The 15,254-nt window shown below is 72.0% G+C and carries 13 protein-coding genes; 9 read left to right on the top strand and 4 right to left on the bottom strand.

Annotated elements, in window-relative coordinates:
• Window positions 1-152: 152 nt before the first annotated feature.
• The 4 genes from HNR57_RS21735 to HNR57_RS21720 all read left to right on the top strand — a co-directional run bounded on the left by HNR57_RS21735 (window position 153) and on the right by HNR57_RS21720 (window position 5,474).
• Window positions 153-1,244: a quaternary amine ABC transporter ATP-binding protein gene (locus HNR57_RS21735; RefSeq protein ID WP_184561857.1), complete on the top strand. Its 1,092-nt coding sequence runs from the start codon at window positions 153-155 to the stop codon at window positions 1,242-1,244.
• Complete coding sequence (locus tag HNR57_RS21730; RefSeq protein WP_184561856.1) at window positions 1,237-3,852, top strand: ABC transporter permease/substrate binding protein; 2,616 nt, start codon at window positions 1,237-1,239, stop codon at window positions 3,850-3,852. The genes HNR57_RS21735 and HNR57_RS21730 overlap by 8 nt, the downstream gene beginning before the upstream one ends.
• 336 nt (window positions 3,853-4,188) lie before the next feature.
• Window positions 4,189-4,758: a helix-turn-helix domain-containing protein gene (locus HNR57_RS21725; RefSeq protein WP_184561854.1), complete on the top strand. Its 570-nt coding sequence runs from the start codon at window positions 4,189-4,191 to the stop codon at window positions 4,756-4,758.
• The gene (locus HNR57_RS21720; protein WP_184561852.1) at window positions 4,755-5,474 is read left to right on the top strand and encodes a helical backbone metal receptor; all 720 of its coding nucleotides are present in this window, start codon (window positions 4,755-4,757) and stop codon (window positions 5,472-5,474) included. The genes HNR57_RS21725 and HNR57_RS21720 overlap by 4 nt, the downstream gene beginning before the upstream one ends.
• On the opposite strand, the gene HNR57_RS21715 is transcribed toward HNR57_RS21720, so the two are convergent.
• Complete coding sequence (locus HNR57_RS21715; RefSeq protein WP_184561850.1) at window positions 5,386-6,537, bottom strand: TDT family transporter; 1,152 nt, start codon at window positions 6,535-6,537, stop codon at window positions 5,386-5,388. The two genes, HNR57_RS21720 and HNR57_RS21715, sit on opposite strands and share 89 nt — an antisense overlap.
• A gap of 70 nt (window positions 6,538-6,607) precedes the next feature.
• Between HNR57_RS21715 and HNR57_RS21710 the strand changes: the two genes are divergently transcribed.
• Entirely contained in the window at window positions 6,608-7,537 is a 930-nt protein-coding gene (locus HNR57_RS21710) for a LysR family transcriptional regulator (protein ID WP_184561848.1), read from the top strand.
• Between the two features lie 83 nt (window positions 7,538-7,620).
• On the opposite strand, the gene HNR57_RS21705 is transcribed toward HNR57_RS21710, so the two are convergent.
• From HNR57_RS21705 to HNR57_RS21695, 3 genes are all read right to left on the bottom strand, one after another.
• The gene (locus HNR57_RS21705; protein ID WP_184562212.1) at window positions 7,621-8,295 is read right to left on the bottom strand and encodes a gamma-glutamyl-gamma-aminobutyrate hydrolase family protein; all 675 of its coding nucleotides are present in this window, start codon (window positions 8,293-8,295) and stop codon (window positions 7,621-7,623) included.
• A 37-nt stretch (window positions 8,296-8,332) separates the two neighbouring features.
• Window positions 8,333-9,778 carry an ethanolamine permease gene (eat, locus tag HNR57_RS21700; protein WP_184561846.1) on the bottom strand — a complete coding sequence of 482 codons (1,446 nt, stop codon included), beginning with the start codon at window positions 9,776-9,778 and terminating at the stop codon, window positions 8,333-8,335.
• Between the two features lie 152 nt (window positions 9,779-9,930).
• Window positions 9,931-10,671, bottom strand: coding sequence for a FadR/GntR family transcriptional regulator (locus tag HNR57_RS21695; protein WP_184561844.1), 741 nt, complete (start codon window positions 10,669-10,671; stop codon window positions 9,931-9,933).
• Window positions 10,672-10,769: 98 nt separating this feature from the next.
• Between HNR57_RS21695 and HNR57_RS21690 the strand changes: the two genes are divergently transcribed.
• From HNR57_RS21690 to HNR57_RS21675, 4 genes are read left to right on the top strand one after another with little or no spacing between them, the layout of a single operon-like run.
• Window positions 10,770-12,134 (top strand): glutamine synthetase family protein, encoded by a 1,365-nt coding sequence (locus HNR57_RS21690; protein ID WP_184561842.1) that lies wholly within the window; start codon window positions 10,770-10,772, stop codon window positions 12,132-12,134.
• Between the two features lie 8 nt (window positions 12,135-12,142).
• On the top strand, window positions 12,143-13,516 hold the full coding sequence (locus HNR57_RS21685; protein WP_184561840.1) for an aldehyde dehydrogenase family protein: 1,374 nt from the start codon (window positions 12,143-12,145) through the stop codon (window positions 13,514-13,516).
• Window positions 13,513-14,298: a 3-oxoacyl-ACP reductase gene (locus HNR57_RS21680; protein WP_184561838.1), complete on the top strand. Its 786-nt coding sequence runs from the start codon at window positions 13,513-13,515 to the stop codon at window positions 14,296-14,298. Before HNR57_RS21685 ends, HNR57_RS21680 begins: the two co-directional genes overlap by 4 nt.
• A gap of 48 nt (window positions 14,299-14,346) precedes the next feature.
• On the top strand, window positions 14,347-15,246 hold the full coding sequence (locus HNR57_RS21675) for a DUF2510 domain-containing protein (RefSeq protein ID WP_184562210.1): 900 nt from the start codon (window positions 14,347-14,349) through the stop codon (window positions 15,244-15,246).
• Window positions 15,247-15,254: the final 8 nt, after the last annotated feature.

Genomic DNA, 15,254 nt, shown 5'->3' with positions numbered 1-15,254 from the left:
CAGACACCTGCCTCGAATGTGACGCGCCCCACTTGCGCGTTTGGGATCCGGGATCTCGGGGAGGCGCCGCCCCGGAGCGAGGCTGATTGCGCATTTCAACTGTTTGCGCCCTGTCCTCGCTCTGTTCTGTTGCCAACGAAATAGAGGAACACGTGTCAGCGAGGCTTGAGGCAGAGAGCCTGTACAAGGTGTTCGGCAGGAGACCGGACCGGGCGGTCGAGCGGCTCCGCGGCGGAGCCGACCGGGACGAGCTGCGGGCCGAGGGCGCGACCGCCGCCGTGATCGACGCGTCCTTCACCGTGGAGCCCGGCCAGATCTTCGTCGTCATGGGCCTCTCCGGCTCCGGCAAGTCCACCCTGCTGCGCATGCTGAACGGCCTGCTCGAACCCACCGCCGGGCACGTGCGCTTCGACGGCCAGGACCTGACCACGCTCGGCGACCGTGAACTGCGCGAGGTCCGCTCCAAGAAGATCAGCATGGTGTTCCAGCACTTCGCGCTCTTCCCGCACCGCAGCGTGCGCGAGAACGCCGCCTACGGCCTGGAAGTGCAGGGCGTGCCCCGCGCCGAGCGCGCACGCCGCGCCGACGAGGCGCTCGCCCTGTGCGGCCTGGCCGGCTGGGAGAAGTCCTGGCCCGACGAGTTGTCCGGCGGCATGCAGCAGCGCGTCGGCCTCGCCCGCGCGCTCGCCACCGACGCCGATCTGCTGCTCATGGACGAGTCCTTCAGCGCCCTGGACCCGCTGATCCGCCGCGACATGCAGGACCAGCTGCTGGAACTCCAGCAGAAGCTCAAGAAGACGATCGTGTTCATCACCCACGACCTGAACGAGGCCATGCGCCTGGGCGACCGCATCGCCGTCATGCGCGACGGCCGCATCGTCCAGAACGGCACCGCCCAGGACATCCTGCTGCGGCCGGAGAACGACTACGTCGCCTCCTTCACCCAGGACGTCGACCGCTCCCGCGTCCTGACCGCGGGCGAGCTCATGGACACCTCGGTCACCGCCGACGACCCCGGCTGCCACTGCGAGACCGCCACGCCCGGCACCCCCTTCACGGAGCTGTGCGCCATCAGCGCCCGGCTCTCCCACCCGGTCGCGGTCGTCGACGAGGACAACAAGCAGCTCGGCGTCGTCCCCCGGCAGCGCCTGGTCGGCTTCCTCGGCGACGAGCGGGACGCCACCCCGCAGACCTGCGACTCCCCGCGGGACAAGGGCGGAGAGAAGGTGACCGCCCGTGCCTAGGATCGAACTCGGAAGCTGGGTCAACGACGCGGTCGACTGGCTCACCACCCACATGGCGTGGCTGTTCGACTTCTGCAAGACCGTCTTCCTCGGCCTCTACGACGGCATCAACGCCGTCCTCCAGGCCCCCGAACCGCTGCTCCTCGCCGGCATCTTCGCCGTGATCGCCTTCTGGCTGCGCGGCACCCTCGCCGGTGTCCTCACGTTCGCCGGATTCGCCTTCATCGACTCCCTCGAACTGTGGGAGAACGCGATGATCACCCTGGCGCTCGTCCTCGTGGCGACCGTCATCGCGCTGGTGATCGCCCTGCCTGTGGGCATCTGGGCGGCCCGCTCCGACCGCGTCAGCGGTCTGGTCCGGCCCGTGCTGGACTTCATGCAGACGCTGCCCGCGATGATCTACCTCATCCCGGCGATCCTGTTCTTCGGCACCGGCGCCCCGGCCGGCATCGTCGCCACCCTGATCTTCGCCCTCGCCCCGGGCGTGCGCATGACCGAGCTGGGCATCCGGCAGGTCGACAAGGAACTGGTCGAGGCGGCCGAGGCGTTCGGCACCTCGCCCCGCAACACGCTGCTGCGTGTCCAGCTTCCGCTCGCCCTGCCCACCGTCATGGCCGGCGTCAACCAGGTCATCATGCTGGGCCTGTCCATGGCCGCGATCGCCGGCATGGTCGGCACCGGCGGCCTCGGCGGCGACGTCAACGAGGCCATCGGCCAGCTCAACGTGGGTCTCGGCTCCGAGGCCGGTGTGGCCATCGTGATCCTCGCGATCTACCTCGACCGCATGACCAGCGCCCTCGGCACCCAGGTCTCCCCGCTCGGCCGCCGCGCCGCCGCCAAGCTGCGCGCCGCCCAGGGGCTGAAGATCTGGTCCTACCGGCCCCGTCCGGCCGTCGCCGTGATCGGCGTGGTCGTCCTCGCGCTCACCGCGGGCGGCATGGGCGTCCTCGGCGGCAGCTCCGGCACCGAGGCCGCGGCGAACGGCAAGGACGTCGGCCAGGGCAAGAAGATCAGCATCGGCTACATCCCGTGGGACGAGGGCGTCGCCTCCACCTTCCTGTGGAAGGAGGTCCTGGAGCAGCGCGGCTACGAGGTCGAGGCCAAGCAGTTCGACGCGGGCCCGCTGTACACCTCCCTCGCCCAGGGCGACGTCGACTTCCAGACGGACGCCTGGCTGCCCACGACCCATGCCCAGTACTGGAAGAAGCACGGCAAGCAGCTCGACGACCTCGGCGCCTGGTACGACAAGACGTCCCTGGAGCTCTCCGTGCCCTCCTACATGAAGGGCGTCGACTCCCTGGCGGACCTCAAGGGCAAGGCGTCGCGGTTCGGTGGCAAGATCACCGGCATCGAGGCCGGCGCCGGCGAGATGGCCCTGCTGAAGAGCAAGGTCCTCAAGGAGTACGGCCTGGACAAGGAGTACGAGGTCGTCGACAGCTCCACGCCCGCGATGCTGGCCGAGCTGAAGCGCGCCTACGCCCAGAAGAAGCCGATCGTGGTCACCCTCTGGTCGCCGCACTGGGCGTACAACGACTACGACCTGAGGAAGCTCAAGGACCCGAAGGGCGCCTGGGGCGAGGGCGACGGTGTGCACACCCTGTCCCGCAAGGGCTTCGCGCAGGACGACCCGACGGTCGCCGAGTGGCTGAAGAAGTTCAGGATGAGCGAGAAGGAGCTCACCAGCCTCGAAGCGGAGATCAACAAGGCGGGCAAGGGCAACCAGCAGGAGGCCGTCCGTGCCTGGCTGAAGCAGAACCCCGGCTTCGCCGACAAGATGGCCCCGGTGAAGAACGCCGGGGGCGGCACGCCCGCCGAGGCCCAGCGGCCCCTGGACGTGGCCTGGTTCCCCTGGGACGAGGACATCGCCGTCACCTACCTGTGGAAGAACGTCCTGGAGCGGCGCGGCTACAAGCTGAACCTCAAGCAGATGGACGTCGGCCCGGTCTACACGGGTCTGGCCTCGGGCGATCTCGACCTCAACTTCGACGCCTGGCTGCCCTACGCCCAGAAGAACTACTGGGACAAGAACAAGGACCGCCTCAAGGACCTCGGCACCTGGTACGAACCGACCTCCCTGGAGATCGCCGTGCCGTCCTACGTGAAGGGCGTCGACTCCCTGGCGGACCTCCAGGGCAAGGCCGGGACCTTCAAGGGCAAGATCATCGGCATCGAGCCGGGCACCGGTGAGATGGACCTGGCGAAGAACAAGGTCCTGCCCGCCTACGGCCTCGACGAGGAGTACGAGGTCGTCGACGGCTCCACCCCGGCGATGCTGGCCGAGCTGAAGCGCGCCTACGCCAAGAAGGAGCCGATCGCCGTCACGCTCTGGTCGCCGCACTGGGCGTACAGCGACTACGGGCTGACCAAGCTGAAGGACCCCAAGAAGGCCTTCGGCGAGGGCAACACGATCCGCACCATCTCCAACGAGAAGTTCCCCGAGCAGTACCCGCAGCTCACGAAGTGGATCAAGAACTTCAGGATGAGCGAGGACGAGCTCGGCAGCCTGGAGAGCGAGATCAAGGACCGCGGCCAGGGCCATGAGGAAGAGGCCGTGGCCGAGTGGCTCGAGCAGCACCCGGACATGGTGCAGCGCATGACTCCGCAGTAGGGTTCCGGGGTGGGACGCGCGACACGCCGCGTCCTGCCCCGCCCCCCCCCGATCCCACGAGCGGGATCCGGACAACCACAGAGCGCTACGCCACCCCCAGAACCCCCTCTCCCCGCCTGTTCCTCCGGCAGCCGGAAGGCCTGCCCCGCCCCCTTCGGCGGTGGATCGCCTGGCGTGAAGTGTGAGGTCGTGCACCGTCCCGTATGACGGCGATGTGACGGGCGCCTGAAACGGTTTGCCGAACATGCGTAGGGTGCAGACAACTCAACAGAAGCAGTGCGCCGGGACACCGCCGCACGGGGAGCGGACCGACGGGCGAAGGAGGGAGCCGGAGCGATGGGCGACCACAAAGAGCAACACCTCCGGGTGGGCGCGGCCGTGCGCCGGCGGCGCCGCGCGCTGGAGCTCACCCTCGCCGTCGTGTCCGCGCGCAGCGGCCTGTCGGTCCCGTTCCTGAGCCAGATCGAGAACGACCGGGCGCGGCCCAGCACCAGCTCCCTGGAGAAGGTCGCCGACGCCCTGCGCACCACGGCGGTGGAGCTCCTCGCCGCGGCCGACCCGGCGTGCAGCGTGGACGTCGTCCGCGGCGACGGCAGTGAGCCGCTGCCCCAGCCCCGGTCCCGCTCCCTGGTCCGCGGCCACCATCAGATGCACGCCTCCGAGTTCACCGGCGACCATGACGCCGGCCGTGAATTCCAGTACCGCAACGACCAGTTGATGTACGTCGCCGACGGCGCGGTGGAGATCGAGGCGGAGGGCCGCGCCTACCGCCTCGGCCGGGGCGACACGCTGTACCTGACCGGCGGCGTACGGCATCGCTGGCGGGCGGCCGAGTCGGACACCCGCGTGATCGTCGTCGCCGTGGCGGAGCACATCGAGGCCGTCCGGGACCGGCCACGCCGGTGAGGGTGGTCTCGCTGGTCCCCTCGCTGACCGAGGCCGTGGTCCGGTCCGCGCCCACAACCCTGGCCGGCGCCACCGACTGGTGCACGCATCCCCCCGGCCTGGACGTCGTACGCGTGGGCGGTACCAAGAACCCGAAGACCGACCGGATCCTCGCCCTCGCGCCCGATCTGGTGATCGCCAACGAGGAGGAGAACCGCGCCCCCGACCTCGCGGCCCTGCGCTCGGCGGGCGTCGAGGTCCTGGTGACGGAGATCCGTGACGTGCCGCATGCCTTCCGGGAACTGGCCCGGGTGCTGGCCGCCTGCGGGGTGGCGGCCCGCCCGCGCTGGCTGGACGAGGCGGAGGAGACCTGGTCGTCCCTGCCGGAGCCCGGGACGTGGCGCACGGCGGTCGTTCCGATCTGGCGCCGCCCCTGGATGGTCCTGGGCCGCGACACCTTCGCCGGTGACGTCCTCGCCCGCCTCGGCGTCGACCACGCGTACGCGACGCACCCCGACCGCTACCCCCGCGTCCCGCTGGAGGAACTGCGCGCCTGCGCCCCGGACGTGGTGGTCCTGCCGGACGAGCCCTACCGCTTCACCGGGGACGACGGCCCGGAGGCCTTCCCCGGCCTGCCCTGCGCGCTCGTCAGCGGACGGCACCTGACGTGGTACGGGCCGTCACTGGCCGAGGCACCGCTGGTGCTGGGCCGGGCCCTGCGAGCAGCTCGCCCCTGAGCAGCCCGCGCACGGTGCCCACCACGGCGGTGACCCACGCCGCGACCAGCACCGCGTACAGCACGACGGCCGGGCCCGCGTAGGCCACGAGCCCGGTGTGCCGGGCCAGCGCCTCGGCGCCCGTGACACAGGTGCCGACCGGGAAGGTGAACGACCACCAGGTCATCGAGAACCGCATCCCGTGCCGCCGGGCGCGCAGCGCATGGGCGGCGGCCAGGCAGAACCACAGCAGCGCGAACCCCATCACGGGCACGCCGTACAGCACCGCGAGGGCACCGAAACCCTCGCTGTACGGCTCCGGTACGACCCCGGGCGCGACGTCCGCGAAGACGCCCACGGCCGTGGTGGACTGCCCGAGGGGGCCCAGCACCAGGAACAGCGTCGGGGTGAGGGCGAGAGGCAGCGGCCCGCCGGTGAGCGACCGGGCGAAGACCAGCGGCAGCATGACCAGGGTCGCGAGCAGGCTCAGCCCGAACAGCGCGAAACAGACGAGCAGCAGCGTCTCCCGGGCCTGACCGGGCGGCAGATGCGGCACCAGCAGCGGCCCGACGGCGGCGGACACCATGGGCGCGACGAGCGGCAGCAGCCACACGGGCGTGGCCTGCCCCGGCTCCACCCGATGCCGTACGGCCATCAGATACGGCACGGCGACGGCCGCGGCCAGACCGGTCGCCGTACCGGCGGTGAACAGCACGGCGTCGAGCGCCACGGCCGCCCGCAGGCCGATCACGTCCCGGCCGACGGTGAGGGCACCGCCGCCCACGGCCAGCAGGGCCATGGCGAGGCAGCCGTAGAAGGGTGCCGTCGCCGGGTCGAGGAGATGGGCGCGGGCCTGGTCCCGGTGCCGGCTCCAGTGCACGGCCCGCCCCGCCAGCAGGACCAGGAGCAGCACGAGCGAGAGGGCCCACACGCCCACGAGTACGCCGCGCAGCCCCGGGATGTGCGGCGGGAGGGAGGCCCCGGCGGTGGCGACGACGGCGGTGCCCATCACGGTGGCGTACCAGTTGGGTCCGAGGTGACGGACGGAGAGCGGGTGCGCGACGGGCTGGGCTGCGGTGACCATGACTCCACGGTGGGCCCGGGACCGGACCACCACCAGGGACCATGCCCCTATGGCGGCATAAGCTGGGTTTATGAGCAACGCGGATGAGCAGGCCGGGCCGGCCGTCGCCGGCTCCCTGGCGCACCGGGTGCCGGATCTGGGCGCCCTGGAGCTGTTGCTGGCGGTGGCGCGGCTCGGCAGCCTCGGCGGTGCGGCGCGGGAACTCGGCATCACCCAGCCCGCGGCCAGCAGCCGGATCCGGTCGATGGAGCGGCAGCTCGGCGTGGCGCTGGTCGACCGGTCGCCGCGCGGGTCCCGGCTCACGGACGCCGGGGCCCTGGTGACGGACTGGGCGCGGCGGATCGTGGAGGCGGCGGAGGCGTTCGACGTGGGCGCGCAGGCGCTGCGCGTGCGCCGCGACTCCCGGCTGCGGGTGGCCGCGAGCATGACCATCGCCGAGTACCTGCTGCCGGGCTGGCTGCTCGCGCTGCGGGCGCAGCGGCCCGACACGGCGGTGTCGCTGCATGCCGGGAACTCGACGGTGGTGGCGGAGCGGCTGCTGTCGGACGAGGCGGATCTGGGGTTCGTGGAGGGGCTGTCGGTGCCGGCCGGTCTCGACTCGGCGGTCATCGCCCACGACCGGCTGATAGTGGTGACCGCGCCGGGGCACGCCTGGGCCCGGCGGCGCCGGTCGCTGGCCGCGGAGGAACTGGCGTCGACGCCGTTGATACTCCGCGAGAAGGGGTCGGGGACGCGGCAGGTGCTGGACGCGGCGCTCGGCGGGCTGGCCCGGCCGCTGATCGAGCTGTCGTCCACGACGGCGGTGAAGGCGGCGGCGGTGAGCGGGGCGGGGCCGGCGGTGCTCAGTGAACTGGCGGTGGGGGAGGAGCTGGCGATGCGGCGGCTGGTGCCGGTGCCGGTGGACGGGGTCGCCCTGGCGCGGGACCTGAGGGCGGTGTGGCCGACGGGGCACCGGCCGACGGGACCGGCGCGGGACCTGCTGTCGCTGACGAGGGGCTGAGGTTGTCGAGCCCGGCTTCTTGACCGACTGATTCGGGCGGCGGGTGGGCATAGGCCGGGTCCAGGGGGCGGAGTCCCCTGGGTTCAGCTCCCTGTTGCCGCCTTCACCAGCGCCCTCATCACCCGTACGTCGTCCCCCATCTCCGGATGCCACTGCACGCCCAGCACCCAGTCGGACGAGGGAAGCTCCACCGCCTCCACCGTGCCGTCCGCCGCGTACGCCGAGGGGACCAGGCCCTCGCCCAGGCGGTCGACGGCCTGGTGGTGGTACGTCGGGACGAACGTCTCCTCCGGCACGATGCCGGCGTACAGACTCCCCGGCACCGGCTTGACGGCATGCCCCCCGAAGACGCCCACGACCTCGGCGTGCCCGTCGATGTGCTGCACGAGCGTGCCTCCGAGCGCGACGTTCAGCAGCTGCATGCCCCGGCAGATCCCCAGCAGCGGCACGCCCGCCGCCAGCGCCGCGTCGATCAGCGCCAGCTCCCACGCGTCCCGCTCCGGCGCCGGCGGCCCCGTCCGCTCCTCGCGCTCCGCGCCGTAGCGGACCGGCTCCACGTCCGGTCCGCCCGCGATGACCAGCCCGTCCAGCCGGGACACGGCGTCGGCGGCCCGCTCCGGGTCGTCCGGCGGCAGCATCGCGGCCAGGCCGCCCGCTCGCTGCACGAGCCGCGGGTAGCCGACCGGCAGCAGCGCGGCCTCCAGCTCCCACACGCCCCAGCGCGCCCCGGACTCCAGATAGGTGCTGACCCCGATCAACGGCCTGGCCACGACAACTCCCTCACCACTCGAACACCTAGTCCCGTGCCAACTCTGCCTCGGCCGCCGCCAGTGCCGCGAACTCCTCCTCCGGCGCCTTCGCCACCAGCCGCTTGCGGCTGTACAGGCCGAAGTACCCGACGGCCACGGCGTAGACCACGAGCGCGATCAGGGCCGCCGTCACGTCCACGAGGAAGGTGGCCACCAGTGCCGCACAGGCCAGCACCAGGGCGACCGAGGAGGTCAGGACCCCGCCGGGCGTCCGGTACGGCCGCGGCAGCTCCGGCTCGCGGCGCCGCAGCACGATGTGCGACAGGGACATCAGCGCGTAGGAGATGGTCGCCCCGAAGACCGCGATGTTCAGCATCCGGGCGCCGTTGCCGGAGACCGCCGCCAGCAGGAAGCCGATCGTGCCGGGCACCAGCAGGCCCAGGTAGGGCGCCTTGCGGCGGCTGGTGAGCGACAGGAACCGGGGCAGGTAGCCCGCCCGGGACAGGGCGAACAGCTGGCGCGAGCCCGCGTAGATCAGGGAGAAGAACGACGCCACCAGGCCGGCCAGGCCCGCGTAGTTCACGATCCGGCTCAGCGTCGTGGCCTCGCCGTTCGGCTGGAGCGCCTCGACCAGCGGGTTGCCCGTCTCCTGGATCGCGTCGGAACCGCGTGCCCCGGCCGCCGCGAAGAAGGTGACCACCGCCAGCACCACCAGGATGCCCATGGACCAGCGGATGGCCTTCGGCAGCGTACGGGCGGGGTCCTTGGTCTCCTCGGCCGCCAGCGGAACGCCCTCGACACCGAGGAAGAACCACATGCCGAACGGGAACGCCGCCCAGATGCCGAGCAGGCCGAACGGCAGCCAGGAGTTCGACCCCGCGGCGGAGGAGTCGACCGGGATGTCGTCCAGCGACGCGAAGGAGAAGTCGGGCAGCGCCGCCAACGCGAACACGATCAGGGCGACCACGGCGATGCCGGTGACGACGAAGCTGAAGCGCAGCGCCTCCCCGACGCCCCACAGGTGGATGCCGAGGAAGATCGCGAAGCAGACCAGGTACATCGGCCAGCCGGACTCCAGGCCGAACAGGCCGAGGGACTCGACGTAGTCGCCGATGAAGATGACGATCGCGGCGGGCGCGAGGACGTACTCGATCAGGATCGCCGTGCCGGTCAGGAAGCCGCCCCACGGGCCGAGCGCCCGCCGGGCGAAGCCGTAGCCGCCGCCCGCGGTGGGCAGGATCGAGGAGAGCTCTGCGAGGGCGAAGACCATGCAGGCGTACATGGCGCCCATGAGGACCATGGCGATCGCCAGGCCTCCGAAGCCGCCTTCGGCCAGGCCGAAGTTCCAGCCCGAGTAGTCGCCGGAGACGACGTAGGCGACGCCGAGGCCGGTCAGCAGCACCCAGCCGGCGCTGCCGCGCCGCAGTGCTCTGCGTTCCAGATAGTCGTCGCCCTCCGGGGCGGCGGGGGTGAGAGTGGGTTCCTGGGGCATGGGCAGACTCCCGACGGGGCGGCGGCGGTCACGGGATCGAGTGGGCTCCGACTCAATGGAATGGAGCCATACCTTTGCGGTGCCGACCCGGGAAGGCAATACCCCTGCGTTAATCGCCCGTAAATCCTCACCGCGCCGAGACGGCGCCGCCCTCAGCCGAGGAAGCCCCGCAGCAGCGCCGCCGTGCCCCCGCAGTGCTCGCGCATGATCTCCCGCGCCTGGTCGGCCTCGCCCTCGATCACCGCCTCCACCAGGGCGGTGTGCTGCCGCTGGGAGTGCTCCAGGTTGCGCACCAGGAGCGGGATGCAGTCGAGCAGGTCGTTGACCGTCGCGCGGACGGCCGCGTACTGGGCGGTGAGCGTCGGGGAGCCGGACAGCTCGGCGAGCGTGAGGTGCAGCAGCGTGTCCAGGCGGCGGTACTCGGAGAGCGGCGCGTCGTGCGTGCGCGCCAGGGCCTCACGGAGCCGGTCCGCCTGCTTCTCCTCCAGCCCGTGCGCCGCGCACAGCCCGGCCGCGCCCACCTCCAGCACCTCCCGGAACCGCAGCACGTCCTCTATGTCGACCTCGGCGACCCGGCGCCGCAGCTCGTCCTCCCCGACGGCGTCGGCGCGCGGCAGCACGAACGTGCCGCCGTACCGGCCGCGCCGCGACTCGACCAGACCCTGGTCCTGGAGCACCTTCAGCACCTCGCGCAGCGTCACCCGGCTGATGCCCAGCCGCTCCGCCAGCTCCCGTTCGGCCGGCAGCCGCTCGCCCCCCGGCACCAGCCCCAGCCGTACGACTTGCAGGATCTGCTCCAGCGCCTCCTCGAAGCCGTTGCCCGCGCGCACCGGCCGCAGCACCGGCGTCAGCCCGTCGCGCCGCACCTCGCCGCCGTCCGCTTCCTCCGGCATGTGGCCGTACCCCCTTCCCAAGCAATGGTTCTCGGCAATACCTTATGGCTCCCGGCGGATCCAAGGCAGCGGATCCAAGGAGCCTAGGAGGCCTTCCCGTGGCAGACCGCACACCCCCGCTGAGCGTCGAGGAGCTGCACACCCTCGTCGCCGGCGGTGAGATCGACACTGTCGTCCTGGCCTTCCCCGACATGCAAGGGCGACTCCAGGGCAAGCGGTTCGCCGCACGCTTCTTCCTCGACGAGGTCCTCCGGCACGGCACCGAGGGCTGCAACTACCTGCTCGCCGTCGACACCGAGATGAACACCGTCGACGGCTACGCGATGTCCTCCTGGGACCGCGGCTACGGCGACTTCGCCATGCACCCCGACCTCACCACCCTGCGCCGCGTCCCCTGGAACGCCGGCACGGCCATGCTCCACGCCGACCTCGCCTGGGACGACGGCTCGCCGGTCGTCGCCGCCCCCCGCCAGATCCTGCGCCGCCAGCTGGAGCGCCTCGCCGAACTCGGCTACACCGCCCAGGTCGGCACCGAGCTGGAGTTCATCGTCTTCAAGGACACCTACGAACAGGCCTGGGACGCCGGCTACAAGGGCCTGACCCCCGCCAACCAGTACAACATCGACTACTCGGTCCTCGGCACCGGCCGTATCGAGCCCCTGCTGCGCCGCATCCGCAACGAGATGGCCGGCGCCGGCCTCACCGTCGAGTCCGCCAAGGGCGAGTGCAACCCCGGCCAGCACGAGATCGCCTTCCGCTACGACGAGGCCCTCGTCACCTGCGACCAGCACTCCGTCTACAAGACCGGCGCCAAGGAGATCGCCGCCCAGGAGGGCATGTCGATCACCTTCATGGCCAAGTACAACGAGCGCGAGGGCAACTCCTGCCACATCCACCTCTCGCTCGCGGACGCGGACGGCAACAACGCCATGGCCGGCGACCTCGAAGGCGGCATGTCCGAGGTCATGCGCCACTTCCTCGCCGGACAGCTGGCGGCCCTGCGCGACTTCTCCCTCCTCTACGCCCCCAACATCAACTCCTACAAGCGCTTCCAGCCCGGCTCCTTCGCCCCGACCGCCGTCGCCTGGGGCCAGGACAACCGCACCTGCGCGCTGCGCGTCGTGGGCCACGGCCGCTCCCTGCGCTTCGAGAACCGCCTGCCCGGCGGCGACGTCAACCCCTACCTCGCCGTCGCCGGACTGGTCGCGGCCGGACTGCACGGCATCGAACAGAAGCTGGAGCTGCCCGAACCCTGCCCCGGCAACGCCTACGCCGCCGACCTGGACCACGTCCCCACCACCCTGCGCGAGGCCGCCGAGCTCTGGGAGAACAGCCCCGTCGCCCGGGCCGCCTTCGGCGACGAGGTCGTCGCGCACTACCGCAACATGGCGCGCGTCGAACTGGACGCCTACGACGCCGCGGTGACCGACTGGGAGCTGCGCCGCTCCTTCGAACGTCTGTGAGGCCCCTCTTGTCCTCCGAGCACCTTCTGGAAGTACTGAACCCCGCGACCGAGGAGGTCGTCGCCGCCATCGCCGGGGCGAGCCCGGCCGACGTCGACGCGGCCGTCACCCACGCCGCCAGGGCGCAGCGGATCTGGGCCGCCCTGCCACCCGGCGACCGCGCCCGGCTGCTGCGCCGCTTCGCGGCCACCGTCGAGACGCACCTGGAGGAACTGGCCCGCCTGGAGGTCCGCGAGGCCGGGCACCTCATCGGCAACGCCCGCTGGGAGGCCGGCAACGTCCGCGACCTGCTGGACTACGCGGCCGGGGGAGTGGAGCGGCTCACCGGCCGGCAGATCCCGGTGCCCGGCGGCCTGAACGTCACGATCCTCGAACCGCTCGGCGTCGTCGGCGTGATCGCGCCCTGGAACTTCCCCATGCCGATCGCCGCCTGGGGCACCGCCCCCGCCCTCGCGGCCGGCAACGCCGTCATCCTCAAGCCCGCCGAGACCACCCCGCTCACCGCGCTGCGCCTCGCCGAACTCGCCCTGGAGGCCGGGCTCCCCGAGCACCTCTTCCAGGTGCTGCCGGGGCGCGGCGACATCACGGGCGACGCACTGGTCCGGCACCCCGGAGTCGCCAAGATCGTCTTCACCGGCTCGACCCGGACCGGGACGCGCGTCGCGGCCCTCGGCGCCGAACAGGTCAAACCCGTCACTCTCGAACTGGGCGGCAAGAGCCCCAACATCGTCTTCGCCGACGCCGACCTGAAGACGGCCGTCGACCCCTTCTCCTTCCTGGACAACTCAGGCCAGGACTGCTGTGCCCGCACCCGCGTCCTGGTCCAGGAGAGCGTCTACGACGAGGTCCGCGAGCTGCTCGCCGAGGCGCTGGCCGCCGTGGTGGTGGGCGACCCGGCCGACGAGAAGACCCAGATGGGCCCGCTGATCTCCCGGCAGCAGCTCGACCGCGTCCGCGGTTTCGTGCCCGACGGCGCCCCGGCCCTGCGCGGCAGCGCACCCGAAGGCCCCGGCTTCTGGTTCCCGCCGACCGTCCTCACCGGGGAGAGCCCCGACTCGGCCGCGGCCTGCGAGGAGATCTTCGGCCCCGTCGCCGTCCTCCTGCCGTTCACCGACGAGCAGGACGCGATCCGGCTGGCCAACGACACCCCCTACGGCCTGTCCGGCTCCATCTGGACCCGGGACGTCGGCCGCGCCCTGCGCGTCTCCCAGGCCGTCCGCGCCGGCAACCTGTCCGTCAACTCCCACGCCAGCGTCCGCTACTGGACGCCGTTCGGCGGCTACAAGCAGTCCGGTGTCGGGCGCGAGCTCGGCCCCGACGCCCTGGCCGCCTTCACCGAAACCAAGAACGTCTTCATCAGCACGGAGGGCCCCGCACAGTGACTGCCCAGGAAAACATCTGCCGCCGCCTGGTCGGCCGTACCGCCGTCGTCACCGGAGCCGGCAGCGGCATCGGCCTCGCCGCCGCCCGCCGCCTCGCCTCCGAAGGGGCCCACGTCGTCTGCGGAGACGTGGACGACGCCCGCGGCAAGGCCGCGGCCGAGGAGGTCGGCGGCACCTTCGTGAAGGTCGACGTGACCGACCCCGAGCAGGTCGAGGCCCTCTTCAAGACCGCCTACGACACCTACGGCAGCGTCGACATCGCCTTCAACAACGCCGGCATCTCCCCGCCCGACGACGACTCCATCCTGGAGACCGGCCTGGAGGCCTGGAAGCGCGTCCAGGAGGTCAACCTCACCTCCGTCTACCTGTGCTGCAAGGCCGCCATCCCCTACATGCAGCGCCAGGGCCGGGGCTCGATCATCAACACGGCGTCCTTCGTCGCCCGGATGGGCGCGGCGACCTCGCAGATCTCGTACACGGCCTCCAAGGGCGGCGTCCTCGCCATGTCCCGTGAACTCGGCGTGCAATTCGCCCGCGAGGGCATCCGCGTGAACGCCCTCTGCCCGGGCCCGGTCAACACCCCGCTCCTCCAGGAGCTGTTCGCCAAGGACCCGGAGCGGGCCGCGCGCCGCCTGGTGCACATCCCGCTGGGCCGGTTCGCCGAGGCCGAGGAGATCGCCGCCGCCGTGGCCTTCCTGGCCAGCGACGACTCCTCCTTCGTCAACGCCACCGACTTCCTGGTCGACGGCGGGATCGCCGGGGCGTACGTCACACCCCTGTAGGCGAGTGCCCGGACGGTGCGGGGCGCGCCCTACAGTGCCGGGATGAGCATGACGCCGCCGCCCGGCTGGTATCCCGACCCGCACGCCCCGCACCTGCAGCGCTGGTGGGACGGCACGGCCTGGACCGACCACCGCCGCGCGCCCGAGGCCCCCGCCGCCCCGCCACCGGGCGGCGGCACCGGCCGGACGAGGGCGGTCGCCCTGACCGCCGCCGGCGCCGTCCTGGTCGCGGCGATCGTCACCGGAGCCGTCGCCCTCGGCGGGGACGACGGCGACGGCACGCAGGCCGGCACGGCCCCGACCTCCGCGCCCGAGTACACGCCCGGATCCTCGGAGCCGACCCCCGAGGCGTCCACGTCGCAACCGTCCGCCGACGACCCCGCGGTCGTCGAGGACCAGCTCAACGGCATCACGTTCCCGCTGCGCGACGGCTGGGTCCGCCCGCAGCACGTCGCCCAGGACGACGTCGTCATGACGACCGACGGCACCTACGACTGCCCCGCCGGCGTCGGCCTGTGCCGCCACGGCATGGTCTTCTCCCGCACGGTGACCGAGAACGACGAGAAGTCCCCCGAGGCCCTCGCCAAGGCCGACATCTCCGAGGCCGCCGACGAGGCCTACGACCGCGACCGGCTGGGCCGTGAGCTCTACGGCGGCCTGGAGTCGCACCAGGTCGTCAGGTCCGGGCCGGTCGCGGTGGCGGGCCGCGCCGGGTACCTCGTGCGCTGGCGCGTCAAGACCGCCAAGGGCCCCGGCGGCTACGTGCAGTCGCTCGCCTTCCCCTCCAGCGTCGGCACCGAGTCACCGGTCCTCGTCCGGTACGTCTTCGACGCCGGCGAGGACGGACCGCCGCTCGCCGACATGGACCGCATCACCAAGGGCATCCGACCGGTCGGCGACGCGGACACCGGCGGCGGCGTCGGCAGCAGCATCGGCCCGGCGGACTGACGCGCGCC

The organism is Streptomyces paradoxus (assembly GCF_014202475.1).
Classification (GTDB): Bacteria; Actinomycetota; Actinomycetes; order Streptomycetales; family Streptomycetaceae; genus Streptomyces; species Streptomyces paradoxus.
This window is presented reverse-complemented; position numbering and strand designations above follow the sequence as displayed.

Excerpts from the sequence above, each read along its gene's own strand:
- HNR57_RS21725 (WP_184561854.1), top strand. The coding sequence starts at position 4,189 with ATGGGCGACCACAAAGAGCAACACCTCCGGGTGGGCGCGGCCGTGCGC.
- HNR57_RS21715 (WP_184561850.1), bottom strand. The coding sequence starts at position 6,537 with ATGGTCACCGCAGCCCAGCCCGTCGCGCACCCGCTCTCCGTCCGTCAC.
- HNR57_RS21710 (WP_184561848.1), top strand. The coding sequence starts at position 6,608 with ATGAGCAACGCGGATGAGCAGGCCGGGCCGGCCGTCGCCGGCTCCCTG.
- eat (WP_184561846.1), bottom strand. The coding sequence starts at position 9,778 with ATGCCCCAGGAACCCACTCTCACCCCCGCCGCCCCGGAGGGCGACGAC.
- HNR57_RS21695 (WP_184561844.1), bottom strand. The coding sequence starts at position 10,671 with ATGCCGGAGGAAGCGGACGGCGGCGAGGTGCGGCGCGACGGGCTGACG.
- HNR57_RS21675 (WP_184562210.1), top strand. The coding sequence starts at position 14,347 with ATGACGCCGCCGCCCGGCTGGTATCCCGACCCGCACGCCCCGCACCTG.